This is a genomic window from Streptomyces sp. NPDC058157 (genome assembly GCF_042884105.1).
In the GTDB taxonomy this organism is placed as follows: domain Bacteria; phylum Actinomycetota; class Actinomycetes; order Streptomycetales; family Streptomycetaceae; genus Streptomyces.
Genome location: NZ_JBHVUQ010000158.1, coordinates 1 through 17,420, shown reverse-complemented (window position 1 = coordinate 17,420; position 17,420 = coordinate 1). Strand labels below are relative to the sequence as shown.

At 72.2% G+C, this 17,420-nt stretch carries 19 protein-coding genes; 10 read left to right on the top strand and 9 right to left on the bottom strand.

Features of this window, described 5'->3' with window-relative positions:
• Positions 1-484: 484 nt before the first annotated feature.
• On the bottom strand, positions 485-1,324 hold the full coding sequence (locus ACFVXK_RS29320; RefSeq protein WP_389617222.1) for a hypothetical protein: 840 nt from the start codon (positions 1,322-1,324) through the stop codon (positions 485-487).
• A gap of 221 nt (positions 1,325-1,545) precedes the next feature.
• On the opposite strand from ACFVXK_RS29320, the gene ACFVXK_RS29315 reads away from it, so the two are divergent.
• From ACFVXK_RS29315 to ACFVXK_RS29305, 3 genes are all read left to right on the top strand, one after another.
• Positions 1,546-2,319 carry a glycosyltransferase family 2 protein gene (locus ACFVXK_RS29315; protein ID WP_389617219.1) on the top strand — a complete coding sequence of 258 codons (774 nt, stop codon included), beginning with the start codon at positions 1,546-1,548 and terminating at the stop codon, positions 2,317-2,319.
• 610 nt (positions 2,320-2,929) lie between these two features.
• Positions 2,930-3,421, top strand: coding sequence for a hypothetical protein (locus tag ACFVXK_RS29310; RefSeq protein ID WP_389617217.1), 492 nt, complete (start codon positions 2,930-2,932; stop codon positions 3,419-3,421).
• Positions 3,422-3,740: 319 nt separating this feature from the next.
• Positions 3,741-3,884 (top strand): hypothetical protein, encoded by a 144-nt coding sequence (locus ACFVXK_RS29305; RefSeq protein ID WP_389617214.1) that lies wholly within the window; start codon positions 3,741-3,743, stop codon positions 3,882-3,884.
• 37 nt (positions 3,885-3,921) lie between these two features.
• Here the strand turns inward: ACFVXK_RS29305 and ACFVXK_RS29300 are convergent, their stop codons facing one another.
• Positions 3,922-4,755: a tetratricopeptide repeat protein gene (locus tag ACFVXK_RS29300; protein WP_389617212.1), complete on the bottom strand. Its 834-nt coding sequence runs from the start codon at positions 4,753-4,755 to the stop codon at positions 3,922-3,924.
• A gap of 254 nt (positions 4,756-5,009) precedes the next feature.
• Between ACFVXK_RS29300 and ACFVXK_RS29295 the strand changes: the two genes are divergently transcribed.
• Positions 5,010-5,300 (top strand): hypothetical protein, encoded by a 291-nt coding sequence (locus tag ACFVXK_RS29295; RefSeq protein WP_389617209.1) that lies wholly within the window; start codon positions 5,010-5,012, stop codon positions 5,298-5,300.
• A 55-nt stretch (positions 5,301-5,355) separates the two neighbouring features.
• Here ACFVXK_RS29295 and ACFVXK_RS29290 read toward each other — a convergent pair whose 3' ends face one another.
• On the bottom strand, positions 5,356-5,676 hold the full coding sequence (locus ACFVXK_RS29290) for a hypothetical protein (protein WP_389617206.1): 321 nt from the start codon (positions 5,674-5,676) through the stop codon (positions 5,356-5,358).
• Between the two features lie 606 nt (positions 5,677-6,282).
• The gene (locus ACFVXK_RS29285) at positions 6,283-6,840 is read right to left on the bottom strand and encodes a GNAT family N-acetyltransferase (protein ID WP_389617203.1); all 558 of its coding nucleotides are present in this window, start codon (positions 6,838-6,840) and stop codon (positions 6,283-6,285) included.
• On the opposite strand from ACFVXK_RS29285, the gene ACFVXK_RS29280 reads away from it, so the two are divergent.
• The 3 genes from ACFVXK_RS29280 (at position 6,827) to ACFVXK_RS29270 (ending at position 10,008) form a co-directional block, all read left to right on the top strand.
• Positions 6,827-7,549 (top strand): dienelactone hydrolase family protein, encoded by a 723-nt coding sequence (locus tag ACFVXK_RS29280; RefSeq protein WP_389617200.1) that lies wholly within the window; start codon positions 6,827-6,829, stop codon positions 7,547-7,549. The genes ACFVXK_RS29285 and ACFVXK_RS29280 overlap by 14 nt on opposite strands.
• 158 nt (positions 7,550-7,707) lie before the next feature.
• On the top strand, positions 7,708-8,604 hold the full coding sequence (locus ACFVXK_RS29275) for a hypothetical protein (RefSeq protein WP_389617197.1): 897 nt from the start codon (positions 7,708-7,710) through the stop codon (positions 8,602-8,604).
• Between the two features lie 165 nt (positions 8,605-8,769).
• On the top strand, positions 8,770-10,008 hold the full coding sequence (locus ACFVXK_RS29270) for an FAD-dependent monooxygenase (protein ID WP_389617194.1): 1,239 nt from the start codon (positions 8,770-8,772) through the stop codon (positions 10,006-10,008).
• Positions 10,009-10,129: 121 nt separating this feature from the next.
• Here ACFVXK_RS29270 and ACFVXK_RS29265 read toward each other — a convergent pair whose 3' ends face one another.
• The gene (locus ACFVXK_RS29265) at positions 10,130-11,023 is read right to left on the bottom strand and encodes an NADP-dependent oxidoreductase (RefSeq protein WP_389617191.1); all 894 of its coding nucleotides are present in this window, start codon (positions 11,021-11,023) and stop codon (positions 10,130-10,132) included.
• A 70-nt stretch (positions 11,024-11,093) separates the two neighbouring features.
• On the opposite strand from ACFVXK_RS29265, the gene ACFVXK_RS29260 reads away from it, so the two are divergent.
• On the top strand, positions 11,094-11,669 hold the full coding sequence (locus tag ACFVXK_RS29260) for a TetR/AcrR family transcriptional regulator (RefSeq protein WP_389617188.1): 576 nt from the start codon (positions 11,094-11,096) through the stop codon (positions 11,667-11,669).
• A gap of 105 nt (positions 11,670-11,774) precedes the next feature.
• On the opposite strand, the gene ACFVXK_RS29255 is transcribed toward ACFVXK_RS29260, so the two are convergent.
• The gene (locus tag ACFVXK_RS29255; protein ID WP_389617185.1) at positions 11,775-12,314 is read right to left on the bottom strand and encodes a hypothetical protein; all 540 of its coding nucleotides are present in this window, start codon (positions 12,312-12,314) and stop codon (positions 11,775-11,777) included.
• Positions 12,315-12,781: 467 nt separating this feature from the next.
• Between ACFVXK_RS29255 and ACFVXK_RS29250 the strand changes: the two genes are divergently transcribed.
• A complete protein-coding gene (locus ACFVXK_RS29250; RefSeq protein ID WP_389617182.1) occupies positions 12,782-13,339 on the top strand; it encodes an EF-hand domain-containing protein in 558 nt (185 codons plus the stop codon).
• A gap of 153 nt (positions 13,340-13,492) precedes the next feature.
• Here the strand turns inward: ACFVXK_RS29250 and ACFVXK_RS29245 are convergent, their stop codons facing one another.
• From ACFVXK_RS29245 to ACFVXK_RS29235, 3 genes are all read right to left on the bottom strand, one after another.
• On the bottom strand, positions 13,493-13,906 hold the full coding sequence (locus tag ACFVXK_RS29245; RefSeq protein ID WP_389617179.1) for a hypothetical protein: 414 nt from the start codon (positions 13,904-13,906) through the stop codon (positions 13,493-13,495).
• Positions 13,907-14,191: 285 nt separating this feature from the next.
• Positions 14,192-15,076 carry an ATP-grasp domain-containing protein gene (locus ACFVXK_RS29240; RefSeq protein WP_389617176.1) on the bottom strand — a complete coding sequence of 295 codons (885 nt, stop codon included), beginning with the start codon at positions 15,074-15,076 and terminating at the stop codon, positions 14,192-14,194.
• A 10-nt stretch (positions 15,077-15,086) separates the two neighbouring features.
• The gene (locus ACFVXK_RS29235; protein WP_389617173.1) at positions 15,087-16,001 is read right to left on the bottom strand and encodes a LysR substrate-binding domain-containing protein; all 915 of its coding nucleotides are present in this window, start codon (positions 15,999-16,001) and stop codon (positions 15,087-15,089) included.
• 304 nt (positions 16,002-16,305) lie between these two features.
• On the opposite strand from ACFVXK_RS29235, the gene ACFVXK_RS29230 reads away from it, so the two are divergent.
• A partial coding sequence (locus ACFVXK_RS29230; RefSeq protein ID WP_389617170.1) for an ALF repeat-containing protein occupies positions 16,306-17,420 on the top strand: 1,115 nt, incomplete at its 3' end.

Below are 17,420 nucleotides of genomic sequence, written 5' to 3'. Positions count from 1 at the left end.
GGGGGGGGGGCCGGGGCGGGTGTTCCGGGGGGTCCCCCTTCCGCCGCCGGGGGCCGGGGGCCCCCCCCCCCGGGGGGGGTGCGGGCCACCGCCACGTCCACGCCCTGGATGACGAGGGGTTCACCTGCGTAGGCGCGGAGACAGCCGGGGCGGTCAGAGGCTGACCGCCCCGTCCCAACTCCGCTTCAAGCCGGCAGGTTTGAGGGCCGCGAACGGGGACACACGCGCTGTTGACGGTGGTACGTCTCGCCAGACCGGCGACCGCAGGCGGCACCCCTCCTCCCCCCAGGGGCGCCGTCTGCGGGCCACCGTCACGGCACCGTTCCGTCGTCCCGCCGCAGGCACAGCCCACGGCCGCCGTCCACGCTTCCCCGAGGACCCGGCCCGGCCAAGCCCCCGGCGACCACTGACCCACAGCGGTCCCCGGGCCCGTCGGCGGGACGACGACCGCCCCCATCACCGGCGATCCGGCTCCGGCTCCGGATCAGGCGACCGGATAGACGATCGACCCCAGTGGCGGGCAGGGGCCGGGCAGCCTGCCGGCGCCGGGACGTTCGACGAAGGCCCGGGCCTCGGCGTCCCGTTCGCGCCGGGCGTCCAGCTCGTCCGCGTGCCAGGCGTCGCGCCGGACACGCCCGTAGTCCCACCCGCCGTCGATGAGATCGAGGCTGGTGTTGCCGGAACTGCGCTGGAACTCCGCCTTCAGCGCGGCCTGCTGGAGCGCCGTCTGCACGGCGGCCAGCTCGATGCGGGTGGCCAGTACGCCGGGGCTGTCCGGCTCCCGGGTCGGCAGCGGGGCCGCGGGAAGCGACGACACCCCGGTGTCGGAGCGGCCTATGTTGTCCACCGCCGCGTTCTGGGCCTCCCTCGACATGATCTGCATCTCCTGGTGGAGCCAGTAGAGCTCGTCGAGGTCGGCCGCGCTGACGCGCATCCGCTCGTACACGAACCGCAGCCGCGGATCGTGGTGCAGGGGGCGTACGGGGCCGACGTGGAACGCCACGCAGTCGTTGTAGCCGAACGTCACCGCGGCGTCCAGGTGGTAGAGCGTCCGCTCGGCCTCTCCCCGTACGACGGCCATCCCCGCGAGGCTCGCGTGGCCCGCGGCGGCGAGCCACGCGCCGTCGGGGCCGAGGGCCGTGGCGCGCGCGACGAGGTCGTGGAGTCCGGCGGTGACGTCGACGGCCTGCGGGGCGCCGAGGAACGCGTGGGCGAGGGAGGAGAAGGCGTCCCTCACCCGGTTGGCCCCGGATGCCTGCTGGGTCAGGTGCGTCACCAGCAGCTCGTGGAGACGGGGGATCAGTGAGTGGACGGTGTCGGCCATGGATCTCCTCGAACCTCGACGGTGAAGCACCGACGGCACATTGATGATCCGTCAGGCTTCCGGCCCGGCGGAACCGGGCCTCGTCGCAGACGATACGTGAGGCGGCACGAGCCTCCTCGGGAGCCGTACCCCTGCCCCATGACACGGGAGGCGGCGGCAGCTCCCGCCCGGCTGCGGTGCTTGAATGGGGGGTCGTTCCTGGTCTGGCAAGGAGAAGTGCTGTGCCCCTGGTATCTGTCGTGATGCCCGTCTACAACTCGGCGGCGACCCTCGGTGCGGCCGTCCGGTCCGTACTCACCCAGACCCACGCCGACCTGGAGCTGCTGATCACCGACGACCGGTCCTCGGACGGCTCCATGGACCTCCTCACGGAATTCGCCCGGCAGGACGAACGCGTCCTGCCGGAGCGGGCACCCGAACAGGGCGGGGCGGGCCGCGCCCGCAACCGCGCGATCGAGCGGGCCCGCGGGGACTACGTCGCCTTCCTCGACAGCGACGACATGTGGCTGCCGGAGAAGACCGAGAAGCAGCTCGCCTTCGCCGCCCAGGGCACCGCGCCGCTCACCTTCACCTCGTACTTCAAGATGGACGCCGATTACGCCGGCGAGAGCACCGACTGGGTCCCCAACGGCCGCGTGGTCCGTGCGCGGGAGCACGTGGACTACCGCGCGATGCTGGTCCGCGACCACATCGGAGCGCTCACCGCCATGTACGACCGCAACGCCCTGGGCACGAGGCTGATGCCGGAGATGCGCAAGCGGCAGGACTACGCCCTCTGGCTGTCGATCATGCGCGACGGCGCCGACGCCCGCGGCCTGACCGAGCCGCTCGCGGTCTACCGCGCCCACCAGGCGGGCTCCCTGTCCTCCAACAAGCTCTCGCTGGTCCAGTACAACTGGTCCCTGTACCGCGACCACGAACACCTCTCGCTCCCCCGGGCGACCCGAGCCCTGGCCGGCGCCGTATGGCAGTCACTGCGCAACGCCCGCATCTAGGACTTGCCCGGGGGATCATGCGACTGCCTCGTACTCGGGTTGCTGTCTCGAGTGTGGGCCGGGGTGGTGGTGGCGATCGACGGGATTCTGCACCGGGTAAGGATTCAGGCAGTGGCGACCGGCCCCGGGTTCTCGCAGTCGGTGTGGCCCGGCGACGATGTGGCGTATGGATGCTGCTGAAGACCCTGTAGCCATGGTTGCGTGCCTGCGGGAGGAACATCGGGACGAGCCGTGAAACCGCAGGTGGAACGACCTTGAGGTGGCGACACCCGAGGATGACAACCCGCAGGTATGGGATCGGTTGCAACGGATGGCTCAGCTCATCGTGGTTCGCAACACCCCACCAGCTGGGGTGAGTTCCCAGGAGCTGTCCGGTGGCCACTGCTCGGTGGTTCTTGAGCTTGTCGATGGCCCGTTCGACGGCATTGTGCCTCTTGTAGCGGTCCTCGTCGAAACCCGGTGGCCGGCCGCCGTGTGCACCTCTTCGCAGGCGGGGGGCCTGTCCGGCCGGATACCAGGAACGCGGATCTTCTCCAGCACCGGTCGGAACTGGGGCCGGTTGCGCTCAGATGGTTGTCGAAGGTCTTGCCGAGTGCGATAGAAGGGCGGCATGGACAACGCCCTACTTGAGCAGATGCTGGACGAGACCTTCGACCATGCTGTCGTGCACCACGGATACACCAACTACATGCGCGACTACGAGGTCATCGTCTACGCGACGGCTGATCCCCGTACCGGCAGCGCGCCGTCCCACCTGCGATATCTCTTCCGGCACTGCGTCGAGGCCCGCTGTGAGACGTCAGTGGCGGCGGAGACCTGGCGGATCTCTTTGGACGACCGGCTCATCGACCACGAAACCGGTGTTGACCTCGATGGATACGTCTGGGGTGTGAAGTGGCAGGTCATGTACCCGGGAGCCGGACTCCTTCCTGAGTCAGAGGCGGCCCGTCGCTGGTCGAAGGCCCTCGGGATCGACTTTCACGAGGTGCGCATCGAAGCCAACGCGCACAACGTGACCTTGCTCTTCTCGGACCTGCAGGTGAGCGAGGTCCCGGTCGGATATGCACCCTTCGTCACGGAGCGGAAATCAGGACTCGTGTGACCTGGTCGGCGCCCACACCACCCCTCTCCCGGCTCCGGATCAAGGTATAGAGCGCGCTCATCGGGGGTGACGGCGAGGCGGCGCCGACACCGACCTCCCCCTCGCCGGCCCGGCCTGCTACGTCAGCAGCCGTATCGAGGTTGGGGCGCCGCACGTTGGTCTGGAGGGAGCCCTGGCCCGGCGCTTCCTGATGCGGGCAGTAGTAGCTCCGTTCCTTCGGGCTCCCCGCACAGGCCCCACTGACCGGCCACTGCGGCTTCGGTACAGCCTGCGAGCTGCTGCCCGGCACAGGGACACCCTCGCCGGCGCCGACTCCGTCGTGCTCACGTGGGACCTGCGTGCGCGCAAGCCCCTCATCACGCTGCCCGCCCAGGGTGCGGGGATGTACGCGCTGGCCGACCTCACCGCGTCGGAACGGACGGCCTACCTGCCGGGCCACCCGGCGGGCGCGGTGTGCCCTTGACCCTGCGGGTCCACGGGCCCTGGGCAGTACGGGCCGCTCAAGGGCGGCCGTCGATGCGGTCGAGCAACGCCGTCGCCTCGAGGGTGCGGCGATGCTGCGGGCCGAAGGCGGCCAGGCAGGCTTCTTGGGCGGCGGCTGCCAGCGGGCGGGCCTCGGCGTCACGACCCAGCCCGAGGACGGTGGTGGCCATGACCAGCTCGACGGCGCCGGCTTCGGGGCGGCGCTGCTCCAGGGGCAGGCGACGGCACAGCTCTCCGGCGCGCTCCGCTTCGGCGAGAGCCTCCTCGTGACGGCCCTGGCCGTTGAGGCCGCGGGCCAGACCGAGACGCAGGACCAGGGCGAACCGGTCCGGTTCGCAATGGGTGGCGAGTGCCTCGCGCGCCAGCGCCTCGGCCTCCGGGTGGCGGCCCAGCGCGTTGAGGGCGAAGATCTGCCCGTTGCGGGCGGCCGCAGTGATGAACGGCATGTCCGGGCCTGCGGCGTGGGCGGCGATACGGGCGACGGCCGCGCACTCGGCCAGGCACTCGGCGTACCGGGCCGCCGAGTTCAGCACCTGGGCGCGGTCCGAGCGCAACTTCAGCGTCTGCGGGTGGCCGTCGCCGAACACCCGGCCGAAGACCGGCAGCAACGCGTCGTATGTGGAGAGGGCATCGGCATGGCGGCCCTGAGCACCCGCGGCGAGGGCGGCGATACCCAGCGCCAGCGGCGCGTAGGTGTCGTCGCGCGGCCGGTACCGGGCCGCAGCCGCGGAACGTGCCTCGGCCTCGGCCTCGGCATAACGCCCCGCCCGGTACAGGGCCATGGCCCGGCCCAACGGAGTTCCGACCACCTGCCCGGCTTCGCCGCGCCCCCGCCGCCGAAAGAGTCTCATGCCAGGAGCATACGAAGGCCGCTCGAGAACCGGCCGGTCGCCGTGATCAAAGCCACTTTCGATTATGCGGTGGTCGCCCGTCGGCGCCCGCACATTCGAAGCCGTCCCATCAGTCCGCATCCCGCAACGCCAGGACAATCGCCACTCCCAGCAGCCTGGCCACCGCATGACGCTCCGAAATTCCGCGCAAGCTGTCAGTGCCCGATGGAAGGATCCCCGATGGCCGGGCGTCCGGCCTCGACGGGGGGACGGACATGGCCGGCGAGAGCACGAGCACGAGCACGTACGAGTGGCCGCGCGGAGCGACACCGTCGGACATGATCCGGCTGGAGGCGTGGCTCTCCGCGTACGGCTGGGAGGTCGACCCGACGGTCTACATGGCCGGCGCCGGGGGCGCTGCCGTACAGGTGCGGCGTAGAAGCCTGTCCGGGCAGGACGGGGAGCAGGGGCTGCTCATCCTGCCCGCGGACACGGTGCTGTGGGACGGAACCCGGATGCGGCTCGCGTCCTTCGCCGCCGTCCCGTCCCGCTGCGCGGCCCGGTAGACCACGGTGCCCACTTGCCGCGGGCTCCGGCTGGTGTGAGTTCCCGGCGCGTGGATCAGTCGGCGCTGCGCCGGGCTGCTGCTTCATCCATCTCTGCCCAGGCCCGGAGGACTTCGGCGGGGCGCTGGTGCCCGCACTCCAACGCGGAGCCGGCCTGGTCGTAGACGGCGGGCTCGTAGCCGATGTTCACGCCCACGCTGACACCCTGGTCGTGGAACACGACGTCGAACGGCGACTCGTCGGAGTCCACGCCCTCGGGGCTGTCGGTGACGATCGTGAACTGCTCCTTGGGGTTCATCCAGTAGTCCTCACCCCATGGCTCGAGCCAGATCGCGAGTATTTCCTTGTCGTCGTTGCGCAACCTGATCTTCGGCATCACCACAGCGTAGAGCCAGTTGGACCCCGCCCACAGGCCCGGTCCAGCCCGTTGAGGTCCGGCGTGCGTCTCGCGGTTCGCGGCCCGGCGGCAGGGCTGCCACGTGACGGGCCGGGGAGAGCTGCCTGCCAGCGGGCCGCGTAGCCGGCTCTCGCCAGCACGCGCCGTCCGACGGGACCGTGTCCGTCAGGACATCGCGTCGAAGGCCGGGTCTTGGCGGACAGGGCGGGTTCGCAGCCACGGTCTAAACGCTGTCTGACGGCGGACCCACGTACGGTGGATGCCGAACCGGGTGATCAGGTACGACGTGCCGTCCCAGGGACTAGGAGTCAGGTCCGCAACAAGTGGACCAGTCGCCGGTAGGTGCCAGCCGTTCTCCACTGGCCCGCACGACGACAAGCCTGTCGCCTTCGAAGTCGATTCGGTCACCGGCAGCCAGGAAGAGCGGGCTCGCCAGCTCGAAGGTGTATCCGTCGTCCGTCGTGAGGGCCTTCACCAACACCAATCGCGAGGTCTGTATGGGTCCGTCGGCTACCAGGCGCATACCGGGATGGTCCCACGCCATCCGAGGTCACCTTGACCCGACGTCGGTGCAGTGAGTGGCATTCATGAGCTGGCCTCCAATCGTCTCCCCCATCGCGGCACCGCGCCGAGCCCCGGCTGAGCGCGCCCGGCACGCAAGGTCTGCTGACGGCGGATGAAGGAGTGCAGCCGGTCGATCTCGGTGAAGTCGGCCCGGTCGTAGGTGCTGTTGGCGGTGGTGCGGTCACGCTCCGGGTCTCCGTCAGGGGTGTCGTCAACGAAGTGGATCGGCTCGACCGCTCCGAGGCCTTTCAGCAGGTCCAGGGCCGAGCCGAGCAGTGCCGGACCCAGACCTCGCCTGCGGGCGGCGGGGGTGGCGCCGATCCGCCGCAGCACCCCGATGCCGGCGATGGGGTGGCCGATGGTGGCTGCCGTCAGGAGCTGTCCGCCTTCCCGGATTTCCGGACGCTTGCCTGGTGACGATGCAGTGCGTGACGTGTGACAGGCCGGCGACCGGCAGGTCCGCACGCATGGAGCGCCACAGATCGCGTCCGGTGAAACGCCCGCCCCTTCCTCCGGCGGTGAACACCGCCCCGAGTGGGCGCACCGGTCGTTACCGTCCGGTGGCATGACGACGGTCACCACCCGAACGGTCGAGTACCCGGCCGACAACCTGACGATGATCGGACACCTCGCGCTCCCGGCCGGTGCCGAGCGCCGGCCGGGGGTCCTGATCGGGCCCGAGGGGATGGGCCTCAGCGATGTCGAGCGCCGGCGGGCCGAGGCTCTGGCCGAGCTGGGGTACGTGGCGCTGGCCTTCGACCTCCACGGCGGACGCTATCTGGAAGACCCGCAGGACATGTTGGCCCGTTGCATGCCGCTGCTCGCCGATCCCGGCCGGATGCGGGGCATCGGTCACGCCGCGCTCGACGTGCTGCGTGCCGAACCGCGGGCCGACCCCGACCGGACCGCCGCCATCGGCTACGGCACCGGGGGCGCGGTCGCGCTGGAACTCGGTCGCGACGGCGTCGACCTGCGCGCGATCGGGACGGTCAACGCACTGACCACGGGCCGACCGGGCGAGGCGGCGCGCATCCGCTGCCCGGTATGGGCCGGGGTCGGATCGGAAGACCCGATCATGCCGCCCGCGCAACGGGAGGCGTTCACCGCGGAGATGCAGGCCGCGGGCGTCGACTGGCGCCTGGTGGTCTACGGAGGAGCCCTTCACGCCTTCCACCACCCACCGGTCGACCACCCCGCGCCTCACGGCGTGGGCTACCACCCACGGCACGCGGAGCGAGCCTGGCGTGACATCGTCGACCTGCTCACCGAGTGCCTGCCCGTCACCTGATACCTGCCCGTGCCCGCCGCCGGTGCGAAGCCGGGCGCCGGCGGCGGCGTACCCGCCCTTCTCGACGCCGGGGTCTCGTGCGGCCGGGACTCCTCGCCGTCGCCGCGGAACCGTCCTGCTTCCCCGTGCACCGCAGGCCGACGCGGGAGAGTGGACGTATGGATGTCGACGAGGCGGCGCGGGAACTGTACGGACTGCGGCCGGAGGCGTTCACCGCCGCCCGTGCTGCCTGCGTGGCCCGTGCCCGTACGGCGGGGGAGGCGGCCTTGGCGAAGCGGATCGCCGGCTGGCGGCGGCCGACGCTCGGGGTGTGGGCCGCGAACCTGCTGGCCCGCTCCGATCGGCAGCAGGCACGGCGGCTCCTGGAGCTGGGGGAGGGGCTGCGCGAGGCCCACCGGACGCTGGCCGGCGCCGAGCTGCGCGAGCTGTCGCACCAGCGGCACGTGGTGGTCACGGAGATGGCCCGCCAGGCCGTCCGACTCGCACGCGATGCGGGTCACCCCGTCTCGGCCACCGTCCAGCGCGAAGTCGAGGGGATCCTCCAGGCCGTCCTGGCCGATCCCGCCGCCGGCCCGGCCGCCGACTGGGCCCGCGGAGTCCTGAGCGCCGCACCGCCACCCCCCGTCGGGTTCAGCGGCCTGGAACCCGCCGCAGGCGCCGCACCACGCCCGGCAGCCGCACGGCCTCCGGGCGCCGGAGCGACGCGGAGGGCCGAGCGGGACCGTGAGCGCGAAAGGCGGGAGGAACGGCAGCGCGAGCTCCGGGCCGAGGCGCAGTCGGAGGCCGAACGCACGGCGCGGGAGAAGGCCCGGGCCGAGTCCGCGTGCACAGCGGCGGAGCGGGAGCTCGGGCAGGCCAGGGCGGCGGTCGCCGCGCTCGACGAACGGATCACCGCTCTGCAGGACGACCTCGCCCGAGCCCGCCACGAGCGGGCCGGCCTCCAGGGGGCCGAGGAAGCCGCGGCCCGCCGCCGTCGGCAGGCCGACACGGCGCTCAAGGAGGCGGCCGCCGCCGCGGCCGCGGCCGAACGCACGTGGAACGCCTTGAACCGATAGGCGCGGATGCGGTGCGCGATGCGCGATGCGCGATCCGCGATGCGCGGTGTCGGCCGTGCCGATGAGTTTCGTACGGATCCGCAGTCCACACCCTGAAACCACCGACAGCGGCGGTCCGTGCCGGGAACGTCCCGGCACGGGAGGAAGTACATCGAGGGAGCAGTGATGGGCGTCGACCACGTCGAGCAGGGGACGCGGGGCAGCGGTCCCAAGGTGTTGGTGGCAGGGGCGAGCATCGCGGGACCCGCCCTGGCCCACTGGCTGCGCCGGCGGGGGGCCGAGGTGACCGTGGTGGAGCGGGCTCCAGAGCTGCGTCCCGGCGGGCAGGCCGTGGACGCACGCGGGGTCGCCAAGGAGGTCATCGCGCGCATGGGGCTGGACGCGACGGTCCGCGCGGCGTGCACCGACACCGCCGGCGCGCACACCGTGGACGCGGACGGCCAGGTGCTGGAGACCTTCCGCGCGGACGACGACGGCGGCGACGGGTTCATCGCGGACATCGAGATCCTGCGCGGGGACCTGTCCCAGGTGCTCTACGACGACACCCGCGACGGCGTCGAGTACCTCTTCGGCGACCGGATCACCGGGCTCGCCCAGGACGCGGACGGGGTCGACGTGGTCTTCGCGGGCGGCGACCGGCGCCGCTTCGACCTGGTGATCGGTGCCGACGGGCTGCACTCGGAGCTGCGGGCGATGGTCTTCGGGCCGCACGAGCGGTTCCTCCGCCACCTCGGGCACGTGCTGGCCTTCTACAGCGTGCCCAACGAGTTCGGGCTGGACCGCTGGCTGCTCGAGTACCAGGACCAGGAGTCCGGCCGCTCCGCCCTCCTGCGCCCCATCCAGGACGCCACCCGTGCGATGGCCATGTTCTACTGCGCCTCGGCCGACTTCGACGTCGACCCCCGTGACGTCGCGGCCCAGAAGCGCCTGCTGCGTGAGCGGATGGCGGGCCTGGGCTGGCTGGCCCCCGACATCCTCGCCCACCTGGACGACACCCCGGACTTCTACCTCGACCAGGTCGCCCAGGTGGTGATGGACCGCTGGTCGAGGGGACGGGTCGGGCTGCTCGGGGACGCGGCGTTCAGCTCGTCACCGATGTCCGGGCAGGGCACCGGGCTGGCACTGGTCGGCGCCTACGTGCTGGCCGGCGAGCTGGCGGCCGCCCGGTGGGACCCCGGCACCGGCTTCGCCCGCTACGAGGAGCGGATGCGCCCGTTCGTCGAGGACAACCAGGAGATCGGCCGGCTGAACGCCCGCAGCCGCGACGTCCCCGGGCCGGAAGCCGAACCGCTCCCCGACTTCGCCGGCGCATGGTTCACCGAGCTGGTCGGGCGCGCGATCAACGGCATCGAGCTGCCGGACTACACGGGGACGCCGGACTCCGCGGACTCGGCCAAGCCGTGAGCGTGACGTGGCAGGGAGGGAGCCGTCGGGGAGGGTGACCCGCCGGGGCCCGGCACTCCTGTCGCTGGGCCGCGGGTGCCCGGTGTCCGGTGCCCGGTGCTCGTGGAGGCGATCGCGTTCTTCAGATGACCAGGACCCGGCGCCCCCGCGTGTGGCCGGCGCGGCTGTCGGCGTGTGCGGCCGCCGCTTCGCCGAGCGGGTACGACGTGTCGACCGGGATGTGGAGGCTGCCCCGGGAGATGAGGTCCACCGCCTCGGCGAGCGCGTCCGGTACGCTCCCGGCCACACCGGAGAACCGGACGCCCAGCTGCGGCGCGTCGAGGTCGGCGATGGAGACGACCCTGCCCGGATCCCCCGTCAGCTCGACGAGTTCCGGGATCACGCCCGAACCGGCGAGGTCGAGGGCCGCGTCGACACGGCCCAGCCGCCGCACCCGTTCGACCCAGCCCTCGTGGTAGGTCGTGGCGAGGGCGCCCAGGCCGCGCAGGTAGTCCTGGTTCGCGGCCCCGGCCGTGCCGATCACCGTGATGCCGCGCGCGCGGGCAATCTGCACGACCGCCGACCCGACGCCCCCGGACGCGCCGCTGACCAGCAGGTTCTGCCCCGGCTGGACGCCGACCTCACGGATGATGCGCAGGGCGGTCTCCACCACCGACGGGTACCCGGCCGCCTCCTCGAAGGCCAGCCCTCCGGGTATCCGCGCCCAGGCCGACAGCACGGCGAACTCGGCGTAGGTGTCGCGGCCTTCACCGAACACGCGGTCACCCAACCGGACCCCCTCGACGCCCTCGCCGACCTCGTCCACCACCCCCGCTGCGTCCAGCCCGACCCCGGCGGGCAGTTCGACCGGATGGGCGCCCAGGATCTGGCCCTCCCGGATCCTCCAGTCGACCGGGTTGACACCCGCCGCCCGTACGGCGATGCGTATCCGGCCGGGGCCCGCGTGGGGCTCCTCGGCTTCCACCAGGTGCAGGACCTCGGGACCGCCGAACGCGGCGAAGCTGATTTTCCTCATGCAGCGGAACATAACCCTAACCGTTAGGGTTTCACAACGGTTAGGTATTCCTACCTGGTAGTGTCAGGGCATGACCGAACCGTCCGGACGCCGTGAACGCAAGAAGGCCGCGACCCGTCAGAAGATCGCCGACACCGCGCTGCGCCTCTTCCTGGAGCACGGGTACGACGCCGTGGGCATCCGTGACGTGGCGGCCGAGGCCGACGTGGCCGTCACCACCGTCTTCGCCCACTTCGCCTCGAAGGAGGCCCTGGTGTTCGAACGGGACCAGGACTTCCAGCAGCGCCTCACGCGGGCGGTGACCGAACGGGCTCCCCACGAGCCGCTCATCGCGGCGCTGCACCGCGAGGTCCAGGCCCTGGTACGGCACTGCACGGCGGAGGGCAGCGCACCCGTCCGACGCATGATCGAGGGATCGTCCGCCCTGCAGGAGTACGAGGAGGCGATGAGCCTGCGTCACGGACAGGCGCTGGCGGAGACGCTGGCCGCCGATCCCCACCTGACCCGGAGCGCGACGGCCTGCAAGGCGACCGCGCGGTTCGCCATCGACGCTTACTCGCTGGCCTGCCGGGCGGACGATCCCGGCGCCACGGTGGACGAGGTCTTCCGGATGATCGAGGCGGCCTGGGAAGCCACCGCCCCCTGAACCGGGCAGCGGCCCGGCTCGGCGTACGCCGACTCGGGGCAGGGGCGTTGCCTTCTTCGCTGCAGTCGGGTCGGTGACGGCGCCGGTTGCCGTCCCGCGGGGGTGTCAGTACCGCCCACCCCGTTCGCGCAGCCGGCGGTTGCGCACCCTTCGTCGTCGATCCGCCTCCTTGCGCTCCCGCTCGGCTTCCGCCCGGGCGCGCTCAGCGGCCACACGTTTCTGCCGGGCTGCCGCCTCCGCGTCCGCGTCCGCTTTGGCTCGGCGCCGGGTCTCGGCGTCCGGGGTCTCTGCGGTGGGCGGGGCCTGGGGTTGCCATTCCTCGTCGGGCTGAGGAGGAGGTGAGGTGTCCCTCCATCCCGTCTGGCCGCCGGAGGGCGGCGCGTCCAGCTCCGCTCGTGCGTACGGCCGAGGAGGAAGCGGCCCACCAGGACTCCCGGCCCGGCTGCCGACGATCCAGCGGCGCAACGCGGCACAGGCGATCAGCGGCACGAGGAACAGGGCGAGCAGCCACAGTGAGAGGACCGTCGACCAGACGGTGCCGTGGGGCCGGGGGCCCGGAAGGAGCGGCACCACCACCACGAGCAGCACGAACAGCGCCAGCCAGCCGGCGACGACCACTACCGCCGCCCGAGCGGCAGCCCCCACACACCCCATGGTTCCTCCCTCCTGGCAGGCACCGGCACCGGCAGCGCAGCGCAGCACCAGCACTTCACCACTGAGCTCCTGCCACGGGCCATTACCCCCCCCGGAGTTCGTATCCCCGGAAAACGCGCCGGGCGAACCGGTCGGCCGGCCGGCCGCACCCGCCTGGCCTCCTGGGCGAGTGGGTCGAGCAGTGCCAGGACCGGACCAGGACGTCGGCCCCCGCTGAACCGGCCGGCAGCCGGCCGGTCTCCGCGAACGGCCTCATCACCGCCCAGGCGCGCTCGATTTCGCCCGCGGCACACGGCTCTAGCAGCGCCGTACGTGCGCAGAACGAGTCCCCGCGCGCGTCGGCGGCCTGCACCCCCAGCTCCAGGTGGGACCCCTCCCGGAGGGCGCCCGTCGCCCGATCGTGGGTCACCCCTGCGACCGGCTCCCGGGCCTGCGGCCCCTGCGCTACGTTCGCGGCCATGGACATCCTGCGCGAGAAGATCAGCCACGGTTTCGATCTGCTGGACGCCGACGGCGACGGGGCCCTGACGGAGGCCGACCACGTCATCATGGGGGACCGCGCCGCCGGCCAGCTCGGCTACGCCCACGGCTCGGCCGAGCACACCCGCATGGTCGACGCCTACGTCGCGCTCTGGCGTGACCTGCACGCCCCGCACGTGGGAGGGTCCGGCGGTCGCATGACCAAGGGGGAATTCGTCACCAGCACCCTCACCCTGGCCGCCGATCCCCAGGCCGCGGCCGCCACGGTCGGCGCGCTGGCCCGGGCGTTCTTCGCCATCGCCGACGTCGACGCCGACGGCCTGGTCAGCAGGGGCGAGTTCGACGCCTTCCAGCGCAGCCACTTCCCGGGGATCGGCCAGGCGGACCTGGACGAGGCGTTCGCCCACCTGGACCGCGACGGCGACGGCGCCCTCGACCCGGCCGAATTCGAGTCCGCCGTGGTCGAGTACTGGTCCAGCACCGACCCCACGGCCCCGGGCAACTGGTGGATGGGGCGGCCCGGCACGCGCGGCTGACCACCCCGTCGGACAGACCGGATCCATCAGCGCGAGTTCGCAGGCGGGCGCGCAGCGACGACGGCCCCCGTGAGCATGCCGCTCGCGGGGGCCGTCGAAGGAGCCGGGGAGTCCCGACCCGCGCGACGGGGGTCTTGCGGTCGGGATCGGTGGTCAGCCGTTGAGCGGGGTGTCGTAGTGGGTCCACGGAGACCAGTTGCCGTCGTGGTCCCGGTTGCGGCCCCAGTACTCGCCCCGCTCGTCGTAGTAGAACACCCTGAACGTCCAGCCGTCGCTGGTGTCGTAGTCGTAGGCGTACGCCGTGCTCGACGCCCTTCCGCCCATGGACCCCCATCGCGTCCAGTCCCCGTCGGAGTCGGTCCAGCGGGTCCACACCGCGCGGTCGGTGCCGACGATGAACTCCTGCTTCGTCCCGTTGGGGAGCTTGTAGCTGGTCACGCCGTACTCGCAGATGTAGAGGCCGCCTCCGCGCGAGCAGTTGCTCGCCTGGGCGGGGGTGGCCACCGCCGCGACACTCGCGACCGCAGCGGCCGCGATCACGGCGGCCTTGAACTTTCGGACCAGCATGGCTCTCTCCTTCGTGCGACCGGCCCGTTCGGGCAGAGCCGCGGTGCTGACCGCGGGCTTTGCGGCCCGCCGCCGTCGTTCGTTCCCCGGCCACCGAGGGGGCCGGGCCGGGGCGCCGCAGGGCAGCGGTGGGGTCGTCCGCCGGTGCAGGGGGAGCGCCCCTGCGGCAGGCACAGTCGATCACGGTGGACCGGTACGGACCACGCAGTTCCACCTGCAAAAGTACGATCTGCATACTTCTGCGGGTCCTTGGTCCTGCCTCACCCGCCCGCAGCCCGCCGGCGGTCAGTCCTGCGGACCGGCCAGCAGCGCGGCCAGTTCGGCTCGGCTGCCCGACTGGTGCAGATCGCTGACCTGGCCGTCGCCGACTTCGACGACACGCCACACCCCGTCCGTGCGGAGGGCGACGTCGGTCGTGACGAACCGGCATCCCAGGCGCCGTACCGCCGGCCTGATGTGAGCGAGATCCGGCACCAGCCCGCGCCCGAACGGACTGTCCGGATGGGGCGTCAGCAGCCTGGGCTCACCGTCGAGCCACCACACGCGCACTTCGGCCGCGACGGACTCGGGGCGCGCGAACGCCTCGAAGGCCCGCAGAACGATGCCGCCCGCCAGGAACTCCTCCTGCAGCTCCACGAAACGCCGCACGACCCGCGTCAGGCCCGCGGTGTCGGCCAGATCGGGCAGGTAGCACGCCTGCTCCCACTCGTGCTTGCGCGACTTGACGTAGTCCTTCACGATTCCCGCACCGGGCGGCAGGGACCCGGCCAGCGCGGCCAGGTCGCCGGCGGCCACCGTCTCACCGGGCTGCGTGGGAAGCCACACGCTCGCCGGCGTGATGTCGGCGAACGTCGCGTACCAGCCGGGGAGTTCGTGAGCGGTCCGGTACCGCTCCGGTGTCACGATCAGCTCGACGCCCCGCCGGTCCAAGGCCCCGGCCAACGCGGCGTACCGATCGCCGGGAATCATCCAGCCCCGGTACCACGCCCGACCCAGCCCGGCCGGAACACGCGCGACCGCCTCGTGCGCGTCGCCCCGCACCAGCGCGTCGTGGTCGATCAGCCCCACCGTCCCACCACAGGCCCGGACCTCCCGGGCCTCCGGCGCGAAGTGCTCGTCCACACGGCGAGGGTCGAAGGGGTCACGGCAGTACAGGACAGGGGTCGGCATGACCGCCAGGCTACGCCCCGGAGGCGGGCGGGTAGAGCAGCCGGGTGGCTTCGAGGAGGGTCGCGTTGAAGGGGCGGACGGCGGGGGAGTTGTAGGAGCTCAGCCAGACGGGACCCCAGCCCTTGGACATCATGTCGCTGATCGGCACGTAGGCGATGTCGGGACGGCTGTAGAACCGGGTGGCCTGCTCGCCGACGATGCCGGCGCCGGCTCCTGAGGCGATCACTTGCAGGGCTTCCAGGAACGTCTCGATCTCCGGGCCCGCCGTGATCGGCCTGCCCTGGGGCGTGCGGTCGGGCCAGCGGTCCGAGAGCCCCGTTCCGGGCTGTACGCCCGCGACGCGCAGGAGCGCGACGTCCCCGAAGTCCTCCATGGTCACGCTCTCGCGGCGGGCGAGGGGGTGGTCCGCGGGGACCGCCAGCATCTGCGCCTCGGAAAGGATCACCGGCCCGACGTCGATACCGGGCTCGGTGACCGGAAGGTGCAGGATCAGCATGTCGACGTCCCTCTCCCGCAGTCGCGCGAGAGCTTCGAACAGCTGGACCTCACGGGGGCGGACGCGCCAGCCGGGCTCGCGTTCGCGGAACATGTCGGCCGCCTGGTGGACGATGTGGCCGGCGGCGGCACCGATGAAGCCGACCCGCAAGACCTCGACGGTCGACCGGGTGTGCTTGACGGCGCGGGCGAAGGCGGCCTGGATCTCCTCGTACGCGGGCCGGACCTCGTCGCAGAGCCGGTGGCCGAGCGGGGTCAGGCGGACGCTGCGGTTGGTGCGCTCGAACAACGGGGCACCGACCTTGCGTTCGATCGCCTTGATGAGCTGGCTGACCCTGCCGGTGGTCACGTGCAGACGCTCCGCGGTACGTCCGAAGTGCAGCTCTGCGGCCAGCCCGAGGAACGCTTCCATCTCCAGCCGTTCCAGCACCCGGCCACCACCCCATGTCCACCCTGGTCAAAACGAAGGTTCCAGTATCTCTCCTCGGCGCACAGGGCCCTGCCGGGCGGCCCGGCGTGCGCCGGGTGTTGAGCCGGGCTAAACACCGGTTCCGGTATTGGGCGTTGTTCGGACGATCTTCGAACGAGAGTCTGTGGGTCGGCGCGGCCGGCGGTCGATCGCCCGGCCTTGACGCCGCAGCCACCCGCTTCCCCTCCGAACCGAGGAGACCTCCCTTGGACAAGAGCCTCGCCCTGCCCTGCCCACTGCGTGACTGCGGCGCAGAGGTGTGCCCGTGACGCCGCCCTCGCTGTGGAGCAGGCGCCGGATCCTCAACACCCTCGCCGGAGCCGCCGCGATCCCGGCCATGACGTCCGTCGCCACCTTGAGCGCCGGCCCGGCGCGCGCCGCCGACGGCGACCCCGCGACGGGCGACGGCCTGCCGGACACCGATCGGGGCAAGGCCGTATGGGCCTACAAGAGCGGAGGTCGGGCGGTCCGCGAGGCCGCTGCCGCCGCCCTCGTCGGCACCCCGGCCGTGGTCTCGGCCTTCCTCACGGGCGAACTGCCGCTCGCGCAGGCCGTCGACAACCGGTTCGGCGTCCTCGCCGTGCTCCCCCTGGCGGACGCGTCGGTCCGCGAGAGCGCGAACGCGGCACTGTCCGCCGGGGACGCCGCGATCGCCGCCTACCTGCGTGACGGCTACGCGCAGTCGCTCGACACGGACATGCGGGCAGCGGTCTTCACCGTCATGGACAACGGCGGGACCGCCGTCAAGCGGGAAGCCGCCAAGGCACTGGAACAGGGCACCCCCGCAGCCCTGCGCACGTTCCTGCAGACGACGCAGTACACCGCGCAGCAGGAGGACGAGCGGGCCGAGGTCTTCGCGATCCTCACCACCGCCTCCCCCGAGGTCAAGAAGTACGCGGAGCGCGCCCTGGGCGAGGGCTCGCCCGAGGCCGTCGCCCACTTCCTCGCCTCCGGCCAGTACATCGCGCGCGCCCGTGACGAAGAAGCCGCGACGGTCGACCAGTTGGTCAAGATCGTGATCCGGGAGGGCAACCGCGCGAAGCTGCAGACGGAGCAGGCCGTGGCCGCCTCGTACCGGGCCAAGGAGGCCGCGGAGAAGGCGAAGTCCGCCGCGCTGAAGGCCGCCGAGGAGGCGAGGCTGGCTCAGGGCAAGGTGGCCGAGTCGGCCAAGGCGGCGAACAGCGCCGCCAGTGCCGCACGGGGCGCCGCGAGCGCCGCCCACACCGCCATCTCCGCATCCCGTACCGCGCAGGCCGCCTCCAGCCGCGCCGCGCAGGCCGCGCAGGCCGCCGCGGGGGCCGCCGCAGCCGCGGGCAGTGCCGCCTCACGGGCCTACGGGGCCGCCATCGCCGCCTCGAAGGACGCCGGCAAGGCCTCGGC

Coding starts and splice junctions, on each gene's coding strand:
- ACFVXK_RS29320 (WP_389617222.1), bottom strand. CDS start 1,324: ATGGCCGACACCGTCCACTCACTGATCCCCCGTCTCCACGAGCTGCTG.
- ACFVXK_RS29310 (WP_389617217.1), top strand. CDS start 2,930: ATGGACAACGCCCTACTTGAGCAGATGCTGGACGAGACCTTCGACCAT.
- ACFVXK_RS29300 (WP_389617212.1), bottom strand. CDS start 4,755: ATGAGACTCTTTCGGCGGCGGGGGCGCGGCGAAGCCGGGCAGGTGGTC.
- ACFVXK_RS29295 (WP_389617209.1), top strand. CDS start 5,010: ATGGCCGGCGAGAGCACGAGCACGAGCACGTACGAGTGGCCGCGCGGA.
- ACFVXK_RS29290 (WP_389617206.1), bottom strand. CDS start 5,676: ATGCCGAAGATCAGGTTGCGCAACGACGACAAGGAAATACTCGCGATC.
- ACFVXK_RS29280 (WP_389617200.1), top strand. CDS start 6,827: ATGACGACGGTCACCACCCGAACGGTCGAGTACCCGGCCGACAACCTG.
- ACFVXK_RS29275 (WP_389617197.1), top strand. CDS start 7,708: ATGGATGTCGACGAGGCGGCGCGGGAACTGTACGGACTGCGGCCGGAG.
- ACFVXK_RS29270 (WP_389617194.1), top strand. CDS start 8,770: ATGGGCGTCGACCACGTCGAGCAGGGGACGCGGGGCAGCGGTCCCAAG.
- ACFVXK_RS29265 (WP_389617191.1), bottom strand. CDS start 11,023: ATGAGGAAAATCAGCTTCGCCGCGTTCGGCGGTCCCGAGGTCCTGCAC.
- ACFVXK_RS29260 (WP_389617188.1), top strand. CDS start 11,094: ATGACCGAACCGTCCGGACGCCGTGAACGCAAGAAGGCCGCGACCCGT.
- ACFVXK_RS29250 (WP_389617182.1), top strand. CDS start 12,782: ATGGACATCCTGCGCGAGAAGATCAGCCACGGTTTCGATCTGCTGGAC.
- ACFVXK_RS29245 (WP_389617179.1), bottom strand. CDS start 13,906: ATGCTGGTCCGAAAGTTCAAGGCCGCCGTGATCGCGGCCGCTGCGGTC.
- ACFVXK_RS29240 (WP_389617176.1), bottom strand. CDS start 15,076: ATGCCGACCCCTGTCCTGTACTGCCGTGACCCCTTCGACCCTCGCCGT.